General features: G+C 72.1%; 15 protein-coding genes. 4 read left to right on the forward strand and 11 right to left on the reverse strand.

Features of this window, described 5'->3' with window-relative positions; genetic code table 11:
• Positions 1–72 precede the first annotated feature (72 nt).
• The 3 genes from RSP45_RS01165 to ispH form a co-directional block, all read right to left on the reverse strand.
• Positions 73–723 (reverse strand): trimeric intracellular cation channel family protein, encoded by a 651-nt coding sequence (locus tag RSP45_RS01165; protein WP_415392919.1) that lies wholly within the window; start codon positions 721–723, stop codon positions 73–75.
• Complete coding sequence (gene rnhA, locus RSP45_RS01170; RefSeq protein WP_415392920.1) at positions 720–1169, reverse strand: ribonuclease HI; 450 nt, start codon at positions 1167–1169, stop codon at positions 720–722. Before rnhA ends, RSP45_RS01165 begins: the two co-directional genes overlap by 4 nt.
• A gap of 142 nt (positions 1170–1311) precedes the next feature.
• On the reverse strand, positions 1312–2283 hold the full coding sequence (gene ispH, locus RSP45_RS01175; RefSeq protein ID WP_415392921.1) for a 4-hydroxy-3-methylbut-2-enyl diphosphate reductase: 972 nt from the start codon (positions 2281–2283) through the stop codon (positions 1312–1314).
• Positions 2284–2399: 116 nt separating this feature from the next.
• On the opposite strand from ispH, the gene gmk reads away from it, so the two are divergent.
• Complete coding sequence (gene gmk / locus RSP45_RS01180) at positions 2400–3029, forward strand: guanylate kinase (RefSeq protein ID WP_415392922.1); 630 nt, start codon at positions 2400–2402, stop codon at positions 3027–3029.
• Positions 3026–3547, forward strand: a complete 522-nt coding sequence (locus tag RSP45_RS01185; RefSeq protein WP_415392923.1) for a gamma carbonic anhydrase family protein — start codon at positions 3026–3028, stop codon at positions 3545–3547. The genes gmk and RSP45_RS01185 overlap by 4 nt, the downstream gene beginning before the upstream one ends.
• A gap of 629 nt (positions 3548–4176) precedes the next feature.
• Here the strand turns inward: RSP45_RS01185 and accC are convergent.
• From accC to RSP45_RS01225, 8 genes are all read right to left on the reverse strand, one after another.
• Positions 4177–5523 (reverse strand): acetyl-CoA carboxylase biotin carboxylase subunit, encoded by a 1347-nt coding sequence (gene accC / locus RSP45_RS01190; protein ID WP_415392924.1) that lies wholly within the window; start codon positions 5521–5523, stop codon positions 4177–4179.
• A gap of 13 nt (positions 5524–5536) precedes the next feature.
• Positions 5537–6046 (reverse strand): acetyl-CoA carboxylase biotin carboxyl carrier protein, encoded by a 510-nt coding sequence (accB, locus tag RSP45_RS01195; RefSeq protein ID WP_073066285.1) that lies wholly within the window; start codon positions 6044–6046, stop codon positions 5537–5539.
• A gap of 123 nt (positions 6047–6169) precedes the next feature.
• Positions 6170–7174: a lysophospholipid acyltransferase family protein gene (locus tag RSP45_RS01200; RefSeq protein WP_415392925.1), complete on the reverse strand. Its 1005-nt coding sequence runs from the start codon at positions 7172–7174 to the stop codon at positions 6170–6172.
• Complete coding sequence (locus tag RSP45_RS01205; RefSeq protein WP_415392926.1) at positions 7171–8040, reverse strand: DMT family transporter; 870 nt, start codon at positions 8038–8040, stop codon at positions 7171–7173. Before RSP45_RS01205 ends, RSP45_RS01200 begins: the two co-directional genes overlap by 4 nt.
• Before the next feature lie 655 nt (positions 8041–8695).
• Entirely contained in the window at positions 8696–10717 is a 2022-nt protein-coding gene (gene tkt, locus RSP45_RS01210) for a transketolase (protein ID WP_415392927.1), read from the reverse strand.
• 166 nt (positions 10718–10883) lie between these two features.
• On the reverse strand, positions 10884–12188 hold the full coding sequence (locus RSP45_RS01215) for a tyrosine recombinase (RefSeq protein WP_415392928.1): 1305 nt from the start codon (positions 12186–12188) through the stop codon (positions 10884–10886).
• Positions 12189–12204: 16 nt separating this feature from the next.
• The gene (locus RSP45_RS01220) at positions 12205–13824 is read right to left on the reverse strand and encodes a hypothetical protein (RefSeq protein WP_415392929.1); all 1620 of its coding nucleotides are present in this window, start codon (positions 13822–13824) and stop codon (positions 12205–12207) included.
• Positions 13811–14041 (reverse strand): hypothetical protein, encoded by a 231-nt coding sequence (locus RSP45_RS01225; protein WP_415392930.1) that lies wholly within the window; start codon positions 14039–14041, stop codon positions 13811–13813. The genes RSP45_RS01220 and RSP45_RS01225 overlap by 14 nt, the downstream gene beginning before the upstream one ends.
• A gap of 198 nt (positions 14042–14239) precedes the next feature.
• Between RSP45_RS01225 and RSP45_RS01230 the strand changes: the two genes are divergently transcribed.
• A complete protein-coding gene (locus RSP45_RS01230) occupies positions 14240–14788 on the forward strand; it encodes a shikimate kinase (RefSeq protein ID WP_415392931.1) in 549 nt (182 codons plus the stop codon).
• Positions 14788–15888, forward strand: a complete 1101-nt coding sequence (aroB, locus tag RSP45_RS01235) for a 3-dehydroquinate synthase (protein ID WP_415392932.1) — start codon at positions 14788–14790, stop codon at positions 15886–15888. Before RSP45_RS01230 ends, aroB begins: the two co-directional genes overlap by 1 nt.
• Positions 15889–15927: the final 39 nt, after the last annotated feature.

Consider the following 15927-nt stretch of genomic DNA (forward strand, 5'->3'; position numbering starts at 1 on the left):
CGGCGGCGAGGACCTTGGACACCTGGGCCGCTGGCTTCCACGATGCGTGCCGGGAGCCGATATCCCGCCGCCCTAGCGCCGCGGCGGGCGCGGGCGATAGACCGGCAGCTGCCAGCCGAAGGCCATGCTGCCCAGCCGCAGCACCAGCGTGACTGCGCCGCAGGCGGCCACGGCCAGCGTGCGGTCCAGCCCCAGCGCGATCAGCAGCACCGCCGCCAGCGCGCCGCCAAAGGCGGCGGTGACGTAAAGCTCGCCCTGCTTCAGCACCATCGGCAGCTCGTTGCCGACCACGTCGCGCATCAGGCCGCCGAAGGTGCCGGTGAACACGCCCATGATGACCACCACCACCGGCGAGACTCCGGCCTCCAGCGCGACGCCGACGCCGGCGGGCACGGCGGCGGCCAGCGCCAGCGCGTCCAGCCAGCGGATCCAGCGCGCCCGGCTGTCCAGCAGATGCGCGCCCCAGAACACCAGCATCGCCGCCGCTGCCGCCAGCAGCACCAGCGAGGGGCGGTCCACCCAGAACACCGCATCCCGCCCCAGCACCAGGTCGCGCAGCGTGCCGCCGCCGACCGCGGTCATCACCGCCATGAAGATGAAGCCGACCGGGTCCAGCTGCAGCCGGCTGGCCACCAGCGCCCCGGTCAGCGCAAACACCAGCACCGAGCCGTAATCCAGCAGCCAGACCAGCGCCGGCAGGTTGGCGGCCAGCCCGCCCGTCACTTGAACGGCGCCATGCCGGCGCGGGCCAGCTCATCCGCGCGCTCGTTTTCAGGGTGGCCGGCGTGGCCCTTGATCCACTCCCACGTCACCTGATGCGCGGCGGCGGCGGCCTCGAGCCGCTGCCACAGGTCGACGTTCTTGACCGGCTTGCGGTCCGCGGTCTTCCAGCCGTTGCGCTTCCAGCCGTGGATCCAGCCGGTGACGCCATTCTTCACATAGGCCGAATCGGTGGTGATGGTGATGGCGCTGGGCCGGGTCAGCGCCTCGAGCGCGGAAATCGCCGCCATCAGCTCCATGCGGTTGTTGGTGGTGGCGGGCTCGCCGCCGGACAGCTCGCGTTCCTTGACGATGCGCCCGCCGTCAACGGCGCGCATCACCACCCCCCAGCCCCCGGGGCCGGGATTGCCGCTGCAGGCGCCGTCGGTCCAGGCATGAAGTTCAGGCATCAGTGGTCTCCAAGGCAGGTCCTGGCCGTCCCGGGCAGCCTGCGACAAATGCTGCTGCGGCTGCGCTGTGGCCGAAGATTTCTTTCTGGTCGAAATACCCTCGGGGGGTCCGGGGGGGCGAAGCGCACCCGGTCGCGGCCTCTCAACCCGACGCGGGCTCGCGCAGGATGCGGGGCACCTTGAACTCGACCCGCTCGCGCGCGGTTTCCACCAGCTCGACCGTCAGCTCGTAGCGCCCGGCAAAGGCGGCGATCACCTCGTCCACCAGCACTTCGGGGGCGCTGGCGCCGGCGGTGACGCCGACCGAACGAATACCCTCCAGCGCCCGCCAGTCGATATCCGCCGCCCGCATCACCAGCTGCGCATAGGCGCAACCGGCCGAGCGCCCGACCTCGACCAGCCGGCGCGAGTTCGAGCTGTTCGGCGCCCCGATCACCAGCAGCGCGTCGATCTTCGGCGCGATCGCCTTGACTGCGGCCTGCCGGTTGGTGGTCGCATAGCAGATGTCGTCCTTGGCCGGGCCGACGATTGCCGGGAACCGCGCCTGCAACGCCGCCACGATTTCGGCGGTATCGTCCACCGATAGCGTGGTCTGGGTGATCCAGGCCAGCCGCTCGGGGTCGCGGGGGGTGACGCGGGCGACATCCTCGACCGTCTCGACCAGGATCACCTCGCCCGCCGGCAGTTGGCCCATGGTGCCCAGCACCTCGGGGTGGCCGGCATGGCCGACCATGACCATCTGCAACCCTTCGGCGTGGTGGCGCTCGGCTTCGACATGGACCTTGCTGACCAGCGGGCAGGTGGCATCGACAAAGATCATCTCGCGCCGCCGCGCCTCGGCCGGCACCGATTTCGGCACCCCATGCGCGGAAAAGATCACCGGGCGGTCGTCGGGCACCTCGTCCAGTTCGTCCACGAACACCGCGCCCTTTTCCCGCAGCCCGTCGACCACGAAGCGGTTGTGCACGATCTCGTGGCGCACATAGACCGGTGCGCCCCATTTCTGCAGCGCGAGTTCCACGATCTGCACGGCCCGGTCCACGCCCGCGCAGAACCCGCGCGGCGCGGCCAGATACAGGGTCAGGGGCGGCTTGATGGGCTGGGATTCGGACATGCCCCCGATTACCGCGCCGGGCGGGCAAGGTCCATGCAAAGCGGCGCGAGGGGGCGCGCGCTTGACGCCATCCCGCCGCTCGGGGCAACTGTCGGGCAAAAAGGAAAGCGGGACATATGCAGCGCAGCGGCTTGCTGATCATCATCTCCTCGCCCTCGGGGGCGGGAAAATCCACGCTGGCGCGCCGGCTGATGGAATGGGACCCGAGCCTGCGGTTCTCGGTCTCGGCCACCACAAGGCCGCCGCGGCCGGGCGAGGTGGACGGGCAGCATTATCATTTCACCGACCGCGCCGCGTTCCAGGCGATGGTGGCGGACGGAAGGATGCTGGAACATGCCGAGGTGTTCGGCAATCTCTACGGCAGCCCCGCCGCCCCGGTCGAGACCGCGATCAGCGAGGGCCGCGACACGCTGTTCGACGTGGACTGGCAGGGCGGGCAGCAGATCCGCGCCTCGCATCTGGGCCAGCAGGTGGTGTCGATCTTCATCCTGCCCCCCAGCCTGGCCGAGCTGGAACGCCGCCTGCGCGCCCGCGGCCAGGACAGCGACGAGGTGATCGCCGGGCGGATGCGGAAAAGCCGCGACGAGATCAGCCACTGGGCCGAATACGACTATGTGCTGGTCAACGACGATCTGGACGCGACCGAGGCCGAGCTGCGGGCGATCCTGACCGCCGAGCGGCTGCGCCGCGACCGCCGCCCCGCCCTGGGCGGGTTTGTCCGCAAGCTGATGGAGGATGCAGCATGATCTGGGAACTTGACGGAATCGCCCCCGAAATCGCCGCCAGCGCCTGGGTCGCCCCCGACGCGCAGCTGATCGGCCGCGTGGTGCTCGAGGATGAGGCGAGCATCTGGTGGGGCGCCGTCCTGCGCGGCGACAACGAGGAAATCCGCGTCGGCCGCGGCTCGAACGTGCAGGAGCTGAGCGTGTTCCATACCGACCCCGGCTATCCGCTGACCATCGGCCGCGACGTGACCATCGGCCACCGCGCCATGCTGCACGGCTGCACCATCGGCGACGGCGCGCTGATCGGGATGGGGGCGACGGTGCTGAACGGCGCCAGGATCGGCGCGGGCGCGCTGATCGGCGCTGGCGCCCTGATCGCCGAGGGCAAGGAAATCCCCCCGGGCGCGCTGGTGATGGGGGCGCCGGGCCGGGTGGTGCGGCAACTCGACGACGAGGCCGTCGCCAAGCTGCGCCAGTCCGCCGCGCATTACCGCGAGAACGCCGCGCGATTCCGCGCCGGGCTGCGGCGGGTGGAGTAAGAGAAGGCCGGGCAGGTGCCCGGCCTGCCTCCGGCGGGATATTTTTACACCAAAGACGGGTTGGTGGCGGCAGGGAGGCCGCGGCTGGTGGGTGTGGCGGCGGTGCCGGTCGGGGGTGATCGGTTTCGCCGCGGCGACGTGGCACGCGTCCGTTGCGGCTGGCGAAGCCGGGGCGCAGGAGAGCGGCCTGCGCGGGTTAAGGGGCCGCTGATGAAGCCGGGCATATCTTCCGTTCCGGCGGGCGGGAAGGACAAGGCGTTTCCGCGTTCCCCAACTGCAGTGCGGGAGACGGATGCCGGCTGAGCTTGACCCAGCCGGCCCAAGGCGACCTCGGATGGAAGAAAAGTCTATTTGACGGTGGAGACACCGCCGGTGTCAGCTCATGGGCCTGCGTGCATCACGGAGCAGACGCCATTCGGGGGCAGCGGGGGGACGCCAGCTTTGCCCTGAGTGGTCAAAGGACGGATAGTCCCTTGCTCTCGCAGGATCGTGCGGCGGGCTGACGGTCGGAAAAATCAAGGAAAGCTATCGCAGCGCTTCGGTTGCCCTCGGAGAGGGCCGCCGTCAGTTCATCCCGCAAAAGCGCTGCCACCCGTCCCTGCAGGCCGCCCGCAGCGGGCGGCCCCAAGTCAGCCCATGTTCTCGGCCAGCCAGCGCTCCAGCCAGTGGATCGAATAGTCGCCGCGCTGGATTTCGGGGTCGCGCAGCAGGCGGTCGAACAGCGGCACGGTGGTGTCCACCCCGTCGATGATCAGCTCGCCCAGGGCGCGGCGCATCCGCGCCAGCGCCTCGTCGCGGTCGCGGCCGTGGACGATCAGCTTGCCGATCAGGCTGTCGTAATAGGGCGGGATCACATAGCCGTCGTAGACCGCCGAATCCATCCGCACCCCCAGCCCGCCGGGGGCGTGGTACTGGCTGACCCGCCCGGGCGAGGGCGCGAAATTGGGCAGGCGCTCGGCGTTGATCCGGGCCTCGATGGCGTGGCCGCGGATCGACAGGTCCTCCTGGCGCAGGCTCATCCCCTGGCCGGCGGCGACCAGGATCTGTTCGCGCACTAGGTCGACGCCATAGATCGCCTCGGTCACCGGGTGTTCGACCTGCAGGCGGGTGTTCATCTCGATGAAATAGAACTCGCCGTCCTCGAACAGGAACTCGATAGTGCCGGCGCCGGCGTATTGCAGCCGGGCGATGGCGTCGGCGCAGATGCCGCCGATGCGGTCGCGCTGTTCGGGGCTGATGGCGGGGCCGGGGGCTTCCTCGAGCACCTTCTGGTGGCGGCGCTGCAGCGAGCAGTCGCGTTCGCCCAGATGCACCGCGCCGCCGCGGCCGTCGCCGAACACCTGGATCTCGATATGCCGCGGGCGCTGGAGGTATTTCTCGATATATACCTCGTCATTGCCAAAGGCGGCCTTGGCCTCAGAGCGGGCGGTGCGGAAGGCGACCTCGAGCGCGGCATCGTCCAGCGCCACCTTCATCCCGCGGCCGCCGCCGCCGGCGGTGGCCTTGATGATGACCGGATAGCCGATCCCGGCCGCGACGCGGCGGGCGGTGTCGATGTCGGCCACACCCCCTTCGGAGCCCGGCACCACCGGGATGCCCAGCGATTTCGCGGTTTCCTTGGCGGTGATCTTGTCGCCCATCAGCCGGATATGTTCCGCGCGCGGGCCGATGAAGGTCAGGCCGTGATCCTCGACCATCTGCACGAATTGCGCGTTTTCCGACAGGAACCCGTAGCCCGGGTGGATCGCCTGCGCGCCGGTGATCTCGCAGGCCGACAGGATCGCGGGCATGTGCAGGTAGGATGCTGTCGAGGGCGGCGGGCCGATGCAGATCGATTCGTCGGCCATGCGCACATGCATGGCGTCGCTGTCGGCGGTGGAATGCACCGCCACCGAGGCGATGCCCATCTCGCTGCAGGCGCGGATGACCCGCAGGGCGATTTCGCCGCGGTTGGCGATCAGGATCTTGTCGAACATGGCCCGGCCCGCCTTATTCGACGATCATCAGCGTGGTGCCGAACTCGACCGGCGTGCCATCCTCGACCAGCACCCGGCGCACGGTGCCGGCGCGGGGGGCGGGGATGTGGTTCATGGTCTTCATCGCCTCGACGATCATCAGCGTGTCGCCCTCAGCCACCTGCTGGCCGACGGTGACGAAGGGCGCGGCGCCGGGTTCGGGCGACAGATACGCGGTCCCGACCATGGGCGAGGGCACGGCGCCGGGGTGGTTGGCCGGGTCGCTGGCGGGGGCGGGCGCGGCGGCGGCCGGTGCGGCAGGGGCGGCGGCGGGTGCCTGCGGGGCCTGCGGCGCATAGGCGGGGGCGGATTGCACCATCACCTGGCGGCCGTGCTTGGACAGCTCGACCGTCAGCCGGTCGTCCTCGCCATATTCACGCTCGACCTTCAGTTCGGTCAGCTCGTTGCGGTTCAGAAGCTCGGCCAGCGCCTGGATGAAGGCGGTGTCTTCCGCGTGGTGCCGGGTCGGGTCTTTGTCGCTCATGATCTTTCTGCCTTGGAGGGCCGTTCTGGGAACGCGGCGTTTCGCGGGGCTTATAGACGCTTGGGCGCCGCAAGGGAAATCGTTTCGGTCGGGATGGGGCAGGGATGAGGGTCGGGATGGGGGTCAGGGCGGCGGCAGCGGCGGCGCGCTGGCCGGGCCGCCGGCTAGCGCGGGGTGCGGCCCGTCGTCCGGCGTGTCGTCGTCATGCGTATCGTCGGACCCTGCATCCTGCCCGGCATCCGGGCGGGCGCGCAGGTTCTTCCAGCGGCGGTGGATCCAGAACCACTGCCCCATATGCGCGCGCACCAGCGATTCAAGGTCGTCGTTCAGCGCCTGCATCATGGCTGCGGGGTCGCCGGGCGGGATCGGGGCGCCGACCTCGACCCGGAAGCTCAGCCCGTCCGGCTGGCGGATGCCGGCGATGGGCAGCAGCAGCGCCTCGTAACGCAGCGCCAGCTCGGCCGGGGTCAGCACCGTGCGGCTGGGCAGGCCGAAGAACCGCAGCATCGCGCCGTGGTGGTCGTACTGGTCAAAGCCCAGGCACAGCATCCCGCCGCCGCGCAGAAAGCGCAGCATCCCGGCCAGCCCGGCGCGGCCGCGGGGAAACAGCGGCTGGGCGATCGCCTCAATCGCCGGCACATAATGGCGGTTGAAGGCGCGGTTGTTCATCGGCCGGTAAAGCGCCCCCACCTGCCAGCCCCGTCCCGCCAGCGCCGCCCGCATGGCGTCGTAATTGCCGAAATGCGCGCAGGCGAGGATCACCGGCCGCTCCGCTGCCTGCGCCTGTTCCAGCGCCGGCAGCCCGGGGCCGGACAGCGGGGCGCCGGCGCGGATGCGGGCGGTGAACTCGGCGCCCGAATAGATCTCGATCAGGGCGCGGCCGGCGTTGTCGGGGACGGTGCGGGTCAGGCGGCGGATCTCAGCCGCCGGCAGCTCGGGGCGGGCCAGCGCCAGATTGTCGCGGATGCGCCGCCGCCAGCCCGCCACCGGCGCCAGCAGATGCGCGAACACCCAGCCCATCGCCGGGACGCGCCAGCGATAGGGCAGCAGCAGGAACGCCCCCACCAGCAGGCGAAACAGCGCGCTGCTGGCCCGGTCCTTCAGGGGGATGGGGTCGGGCTCGTTCATCGTGCAGCCCGCATCGCCTGCGCCTCGCGCGCCCAGACATAGATCCCGGCGGTCACGATGATGACGGCGCCGACGATCGTCCACCGATCCGGCACCGCGCCAAAGAACAGCCAGCCCCAGAGCGAGGCCCAGACCAGCCCGGTATAGCCAAACGGGGCGATGGCGGCGGCCTCGGCCATGGCGAAGGCCTGGATCAGCAGCGCCTGCGCGACGGTGCCGATCAGCCCCAGCGCCAGGAACGCCCACAGGTCGCCCGGCGCCACCGGCTGCCAGACGAACGGCACCACGGCCGAGGCGAACAGCGTCGCCACCCCCGTCGACCACAGGATCGAGGTGGCGGTGCCGTCCCCCCGTACCAGCCGCGTCATCACCGCGCCCGCCGCATAGGACACCGCCCCCAGCAGCGCCAGCAGCGCCGCCGGGTGGAACACCCCCGCGCCGGGGCGGATCACGATCATCGCCCCCAGCAGTGCCGCCGCGATCCCGGCTATGCGGCGCGGGCCGATCCGCTCGCCCAGGAACAGCGCCGCGCCCAAGGTGATCAGCACCGGGTTGATGTCCATGATCGCGGTGGCCTCGGCCAGGCCGATGAACTGCAGCGCGGTGAAGAACAGCCCGATCGAGGCCAGCTGCATCACCCCCCGCCCGACCTGCAGCAGCGGTGAGGCCGACCGCACCACCACCCGCAGCCGCGGCGCCAGCACCAGCAGCACCAGCCCCAGGTTCAGCGCCATCCGCACCCAGACGATCTGCCCGGGGTGATACCCCTGCAAGGTCAGATGCTTGCCAAGCGCATCCATCACCGTGAAGCAGAACACCGACGCCAAAAGCGCCAGCACCCCCAGCGACTGCCGGGGCAGTGGCATCGGAGGAAGGGGCGGCGCGCTCATAACCGGAACCGGGGGTGCCCGGTGGCGCTGCCGGACGCTCCGCGGGGGATATTTGGACAAGGAAGACGGGCAGCGGCGCGGGTGCGGGTTCCGGTCGTGGCGATGTGGACAGCCGGGGCGCGGAACATGGCGGCGTAGGGGGAGGCCGCGGGGTCCCCGAGACGCGTCGCGCTGCGGTTGTCGGCGGCGTGGGAGGCGGCGTTGCCGGACGCTTCGCGCGGGATACTTGGGCAAGGAAGAAGAAGAGCCGGGGAGCGGGAAGCGGCGCCGCGGGTGTAGGCAGCCGAGGCGCCGATTGCGGCGACGTAGAGGGCGGCCGCGGGAGCAGCGGGTCGTGCCGCGCTGCGGCTATCGGCGGCGGGTGTGCAGGCAGGGCCGGACGCTCCGCGGGGAAGGCTTCGTCGGCACGGAAGCGTCGTGGGTATATGGGCGGTGGCGGCGCTGATGGCGGAAGCCCTGAAAGCCACCGGGCTGCGGCGATGCGCCACGGGTCGGCAAATCGCCCGGCGTTGGGCAATGCGGCGGCGGCGGCGGGGCGCAGGGCGCCCCGGTGCGGCGCGCCGGGGCGAGGATGCCCGGGCGCGGGTGGGCGCCCCGGTCGCTGGGGGGCGGACCGGGGGCGCGGCAGGGATCACAGCAGCGCCTTGACCTTTGCCACCGTGGCCTCGGGGGTGATCCCGAACTCCTTGTACAGCCGGTCAGCCGGGGCCGAGGCGCCAAAGCCGGTCATCCCGATGAAGCCCGCGCGTTTTTCCGCGCCGCGCTCGCCCATCAGCAGCCAGTCCCAGGGCTGGCGCACCGCGGCCTCGACCGCGACGCGGACCGGGCCCTCGGGCAGGACGTTGGCGCGGTAGTCCTCGGGCTGGTCGCGGAACAGCTCCATGCAGGGGACCGAGACCACGCGGGTCGGGATACCTTCGGCTTCCAGCGCCTCGGCGGCCTTGACGGCGATCTCGACCTCCGACCCCGAGGCCATCAGGATCGCCTGCGGCGCCCCGGACGCCTCGCGCAGCACATAGGCGCCGCGGGCGGTCAGGTTGTCGTCGGTATGGTCCAGCCGCAGCGTCGGCAGGTTCTGCCGCGACAGCGCCAGCACCGAGGGGGTGCTGTCCGCGGTCAGCGCCAGTTCCCACGCCTCGGCGGTTTCCACCAGATCGGCGGGGCGGAAGGTCCAGGTGTTGGGCGTGGCGCGCAGCATCGCCAGATGCTCGACCGGCTGGTGGGTGGGACCGTCCTCGCCCAGGCCGATGGAGTCGTGGGTCATCACATAGACCACCGGCACCCCCATCAGCGCCGACAGCCGCATGGCGCCGCGGGCATAGTCGGTGAAGGCCATGAAGGTGCCGCCATAGGGGCGGAAGCCCCCGTGCAGCGCCAGCCCGTTCATTGCCGCCGCCATGCCGTGTTCGCGGATGCCGTAATGCACATAGCGCCCGGCGCGGTTCTGGGCGTCGAAGATGCCCAGATCGGCGGTCTTGGTGTTGTTCGAGCCGGTCAGGTCGGCCGAGCCGCCGATGGTTTCGGGCAGGATCGGGTTGACGACCTCGAGCACCAGTTCGGACGCCTTGCGGGTCGCGACCTTGGGCGCCTCAGTGCTGGCCTTCTGTTTCAGCGCGGCGATGGCGGGGGCCAGCTTGTCGCTGGTCTCGCCCGAGACGCGGGCGGCAAAGGCCTCGCGCCGGTCCTCGGGCAGCGCGTCGACGCGGGCGGCCCAGGCCTCGCGCGCGGCAGCGCCGCGGGCGCCGATCTCGCGCCAGCGGGCGGTGATCTCCTCGGGCAGCTCGAAGGGGGCGTGTTCCCAGGCATAGGCGCTGCGGGTGGCGGCGATCTCGTCCGCGCCCAGCGGCGAGCCATGCACCCCCGAGGTGCCGCCCTTTTTCGCCGAACCAAAGCCGATGACGGTGCGGCAGGCGACCAGCACCGGGCGGCCGTCGTCCTGCGCCGCCGCGGTCAGGGCGCGGTCGATGTCGGCCGGGTCATGGCCGTCGCAGCTGAGCGTGCGCCAGCCCGACGCCTCGAAGCGCTTCAGCTGGTCGGTCGAATCCGACAGTGACACCGCACCGTCGATGGTGATCTTGTTGTCGTCCCACAGCACGATCAGCCGGCCCAGCCGCAGATGGCCGGCCAGCGCGATGGCTTCCTGGCTGATGCCCTCCATCAGGCAGCCGTCGCCGGCAATCACCCAGGTGCGGTGGTCGCAAAGCTCTTCGCCGAATTCGGCGCGCATCTTTGCCTCGGCCATGGCAAAGCCGACCGAGGTCGCCAGCCCCTGACCCAGCGGGCCGGTGGTGGTCTCGATCCCCTCGGCGTGGCCGTATTCGGGATGGCCGGCGGTGGCGGCGCCCCACTGGCGGAAATTGCGCAGCTGGTCGAGGCTCATCTGCTCGAACCCGGTCAGGTGCAGCAGCGAATAGATCAGCATCGAGCCGTGGCCCGCCGACAGGATGAAGCGGTCGCGGTCGAACCAGTTCGGCGCCGAGGCGTCGAACTTGAGATGCTTGCGCCACAGCACGGTGGCGACATCGGCCATGCCCATCGGCATTCCGGGATGGCCGGAATTGGCCTGTTCGACCGCATCCATCGACAGGACGCGGATCGCGCTGGCAAGGCTCCAATGGTCGGGATCGGCAAGGCGGCGCGCGGTCAGGGGCATGGGGGCGGCTCCGGGGCAAGGACGGTTCGGGGGTCGCCCGGGTGATAGGCAGAGGCCGGGGCGGTTGCAAGCGGCGGCGGTTGTAAAGAGGTGTGCGGGTAAAAAGATGCGCCGACGGAGCGGGGCCAGCCCCGCACCCCGGGATATTTGGGCAAGGAAGAAGGAGTCAGGAGGAGGGCTGCGCCAGCGGGTGGCGGGTCAGCACCAGCTCGCGCAGCCGCTCGTCCAGCACATGGGTGTAGATTTCGGTGGTGCCGAGATCGGCGTGGCCCAGCAGCGCCTGGATGGCGCGCAGGTCGGCGCCGCCTTCCAGCAGATGGGTGGCGAAAGCGTGGCGCAGCACATGCGGGGTGACCTTGCCGGCCGGAAACCCCGCGGCGGCGGCGAGGCTGGCCAGCATCGCGTGGAACGCCTGCCGGGTCATGTGGCCCTCGGCGCCGGCCGCGGGAAACAGCCAGCGCCCGCCCTTGCCGGCCACCAGCCGGCCCAGCGGGCTGTCCGGCGGGGCGGCATCGCGCAGCGCCAGCCAGGCGGCGGTGGCGCGGCGGGCGGGGGCGGTCAGCGGCACCATGCGTTCACGCCCGCCCTTGCCGCGGATCAGCAGCAGCTCGGGGTCGCCGCGCAGGTTGCCGGCGGGCAGCGACACCAGTTCGGACACCCGCATCCCCGTCGCATAGGCGAGTTCCAGCGCCGCCAGGTTGCGGGCGCGCTCCTCTGGCGTGGCGCCATGCTGGCCGGCGGCGTCGAACAGCCGCGCGATCTCGGGCTGCGACAGCACCCGCGGCAGGCGCTGGCTGCGCCCGGGCCCCGTCAGGCGGATCGCCGGATCGTCGTCGCGCCAGCCCTCCTCCAGCGCAAAGCGGGTGAACTGGCGGATCGCCGACAGCCGCCGGGCGCGGGTGGCGCGCGACAGGCCTTCGGCCTCGCAGCGGGACAGATAGGTCTCGATGTCCTCGCGGGCGACGGTGGCCAGGGTCAGGCCGCGATGCGCGGTAAAGGCGGCGAAATCGGCAAGGTCGCGCCCGTAGGCCAGCAGGGTGTTGCGCGCCGCCCCGGCCTCGGCCGCCTGCGCGTCGAGGAAGGCGCTGATCTGCCGCAGGTCGGGGGTGTTGGCGGCTGGCGGCGTCCTGCGGGTGCGGCGGCTGGGGGCGGGTGCAGCCGTGCTGTCGGGGCGCGGTGGGTGTTCGGTAGCTGCGGGGGTGCCGGAAGCGGCGAGTGCGGATGCGGCAGCGGGGGCAACGGGGGCCGTTTCGGAATCGGCGGAGTCGTCGGGGGCATCGTCGGGGGCTGCGTGGAGAGCGCCGGAATGCGCAGGGGCCGAGGCAGGTGGTTGCGTGCCGGTGGGCGTGGTGCCCTCGCAGCGCGGCGGCTGCGCGTCTGCGGGGCCGTCTTGTGTTCCGGGGCGCACCCCCGCAGCGGCGCCCAATGGCCGGCGATTCGCCCCGGCGGGACCGGCAGCCCTGCGGGTCATGGCCGTGCCGGGCGGGTCATCGCCGCAGGCCCATGTGCTCGCCCAGCAGCAGTTCGACCGCGGCCATGCGGGCGTCGGCGGGCTGGCCGAGTTCCACCATCCGGCGCAGCCCGGCGCTGGCGCGGCCGGTGTCGCCGTCAAGCCCGGCGTCGACATCGGCGATGGCGGACAGCAGCGCCAGCCCGCGGCCCTCGGGGGGGGCGGCGTCCTGCGGCGTGGCGGTCAGCGCCGCGGCATAGGCGGCGCCGGGGCTGTCCTCGGGGAACTCTGCCGGCTCGCCCGCGGCCAGCGCGATCAGGGCGCGGTCCTCGGGGGGCAGGGCGTCGCGGTCCACGCCGGGCAGCCCGGTCAGCAGCCGCAGATGCGCGGCGGTTTCGGCGGCCGAGGGCGCCAGCGCCAGCCCGTCGAGCTGCGGCCCCACCAGCCGCGCCAGCGGCATCGCCAGCCCGGCGCGGGCAAACAGCGCCGTCGCCTCGGGCAGCGCCGCCGACACGGCGGCCGAATCGCCCGCGGCCAGCGCCGTGTCCAGCCGCTGGAACGCCGCCGCCCGGTCCCAGACCCCGCCCGAGGCCGCCGGCGCCTGTTCCAGATAGGTCGCCGCCAGCAGTGCCGGGTCGATGGCGCCGGCGCGCGACAGCCGCTCGGCCGCCTCGATCCGCGCCTTCCAGCCGGCGTTGCCGGTCAGGTCGGACCAGGCGAAGCCCGGATCCAGGTCGCCGGTGGCCAGCGGCTGCCCGATCGCCTCGAACAGCCGGAACTCCAGCGGCGAGACCTGCACCGGCGGCGGCAGGTCGGCGGAGAGATCGGCCGAGCCGTCGTCGAGGAAGCGTTCCAGCAGCGCCGCTGTCTGCGGTTCCAGCAGCCCGCCCGCCTGCGCGCCGTGCAGGGTCAGCGCCGCCGCCGACCAGTCGCCGGCGCGGGCCAGGCAATAGATCCGCGCCGCCAGATCGGGGGCAAGGCCCGGGGTCTCGGCGATGGCGTGGCAGACCTCTTCGGCCTCGTCGCGCAGAAGCGCGATGTCGAAGCGGCGCTGGAAGCGGGCGCGGTCCTTCCACCCCGCCGCGTGCAGCAGCGATTCGGCGTCGTCCAGCCGCCCCAGCGCGATCAGCCGGTCGACCCGGGCCAGAAACAGCCGGCCCTCGTCACCCTGCGCGGTGCCGGCGGGCGGGTCGAGCTGCGCGGTCAGCATCCGCTGCAACAGCCAGCGTCCGGCCGACAGCCGCGGCTGCGCTTGGGCGATGGCCTGTGCGATCTCGCCCGCGGGGGCAGGGCCCCAGAGGTCGCGCGGCAGCCGCGCGGATTGCGCCGGGATCGCGCCCTTGCCGTCGGGGTTGCCCTCGGCCAGCCGGGTGACGCCCACCGCCGGCGGCAGGCCGGTCGCGGGCAGCGCCTGGGCGGGCGGCATCTCGGGCGCGCGCAGGATCTGCGCATCGGGCGGGATCGCGTCGCCCGGCCGCCAGGCGGTGGCGGGGGGCAGCGGCGGCTTGCCGGTCTTCAGCCAGTCGTTGGCCGAGATCGGCGCGCCGCCGGTCGCCACCTGTGCCGCGGCGGGCAGCGCGGCCAGCGCCATGCACATCGCCGCCGGCAGCGCCAGTCGTGCGGCGCGGCGGGGGGACCGGCGCTCAGTCCAGCGCATCGGGATCGCCCGGCGCATCCGCCTCGGCCGCGGGGTCCAGAGGCGCCTCGACCGGTGCTGCCGGGGCAGGGGGCGCGGGCGGGGCGGTCCCCAGATCCAGCCGCACCGGCACCCGGGTCGGGCGGGGATCGGCGCTCATGTCGCCGAAATAGGCATAGCCGGTCAGGGCGAGCAGCGCCGCCACCAGCAGAAAGACAATGACTCGCAACAGCCGCATCGGTCCCTCGATCCTCTCGGTTCCCCGGTGCATTCCCGACAATGGGCCGGGCGGGGGTTTTCCCTTGGAATAGCCGGTAAGGCCGCGCGGCGAAAGCCGCTGCCCGCGCATCGTGATCGCGCGCGCCCTATGGCAATTCCGCGAAACTGGCGCCATTCACGGGGGATGCGGGCCGGATCGGGCAAAAGGGGCGGACGGATGAAGCGCAGCATCGTGCTGGTCGGGATGATGGGGGCGGGGAAATCCGCGGTCGGGGCGGAACTCGCCCGCCGGCTGGGCGTGCCGCATCTGGACACCGACGCCGAGATCACTTGCGCCGCCGCCGCCACCATCCCCGAGATCTTCGCCCGCGACGGCGAGGATTTCTTTCGCGCCCGCGAAACCGAGGTGCTGGGCCGGGTGCTGCGCGGCCCGCCGGCGGTGGTTTCGACCGGCGGCGGCGCCTGGATGCGGCCGGAAAACCGGGCGCTGGTGGCGGGGGCGGGGGTCTCGGTCTGGCTCGATTGCCCGCTGGCGCTGCTGTGGCACCGGGTGCGCCACAAGCCGACCCGGCCGCTGCTGCAGACCCAGGACCCGCTGGGCACGCTGACCCGGCTCTTGGCCGAGCGCGGCCCGACCTATGCGCTGGCCGAGGTCACCATCCCCGTGCGCGAGGGCGATTCGATCGAGACTACCGCCAGCCGCGTGCTCGAGGCCGTGCGCGCCCAGCAGGCCGCACCCGCCATTTCCCCTGCGCAGGAGCTATGATGACCCGCATCGTCCCCGTCGCCCTGGGCGACCGTTCCTATCAGGTCCGCATCGGCCCCGGCCTCATCGCCCGCGCCGGGGCCGAGATCGCGCCGCTGCTGGCCCGTCCGCGGGTCGCCGTGCTGACGGATGAGACCGTCGCCGCCCTGCACCTGCCCGCGCTGCAGGCGGCGCTGGCAGCCGAGGGCATCGCCGTCACCGCGCTGGCGCTGCCCGCGGGCGAGGCCACCAAATCCTGGGAGCAGCTGGGCCGCGCCGTCGAATGGCTGATCGCCGAGCGGATCGAGCGTCGCGACATCGTGATCGCGCTGGGGGGCGGGGTGATCGGCGATCTGGCCGGTTTCGCCGCCGCCATCCTGCGCCGCGGCGTGCGCTTCGTGCAGATCCCGACCACGCTGCTGGCGCAGGTGGACAGTTCGGTCGGGGGCAAGACCGGCATCAACTCGCCGCAGGGCAAGAACCTGATCGGGGCCTTTCACCAGCCCAGCCTGGTGCTGGCTGACACCGACGCGCTGGCGACCCTGCCCGAGCGTGATTTCCGCGCGGGCTATGGCGAGGTGATGAAATACGGGCTGCTGGGGGACGCCGGCTTCTTCGAATGGCTGGAAACCCATGGCCCCACCCTGCGCAGCGACCCGGACGCGCTGCTGCACGCGGTCGCCCATTCCGTGGGGATGAAGGCCGATATCGTGGCCCGCGACGAAACCGAACAGGGCGACCGCGCGCTGCTGAACCTCGGCCATACCTTCGGACACGCGCTGGAATCCGCGACCCATTATTCCGCGCGGCTGCTGCATGGCGAAGGGGTGGGGATCGGCTGTGCGCTGGCCTTCGACCTGTCGGCGCGGCTGGGGCTCTGCGCGCAGGAAGACCCCTCGCGCGTGGCCGCGCATCTGGCGGCGATGGAGATGCCGGCGCGGCTGGCCGACATTCCCGGCGGGCTTCCCGACGATGCCGGGCTGGTGGCGCTGATGGGGCAGGACAAGAAGGTGGTGGACGGGCGGCTGCGGCTGATCCTGGCCCGTGGCATCGGCCGTGCCTTTGTCGCCGACGATGTGGCGCCCGAGGCCATCGCCGCGGTGCTAGCGGGGTCGCGCTGACGGCTTGCCGCCGCGGCGCCGCCCGGGCTAGTAAAGGGG

It is taken from the genome of Paracoccus sp. SJTW-4 (genome assembly GCF_047716885.1).
Classification (GTDB): Bacteria; Pseudomonadota; Alphaproteobacteria; order Rhodobacterales; family Rhodobacteraceae; genus Paracoccus; species Paracoccus solventivorans.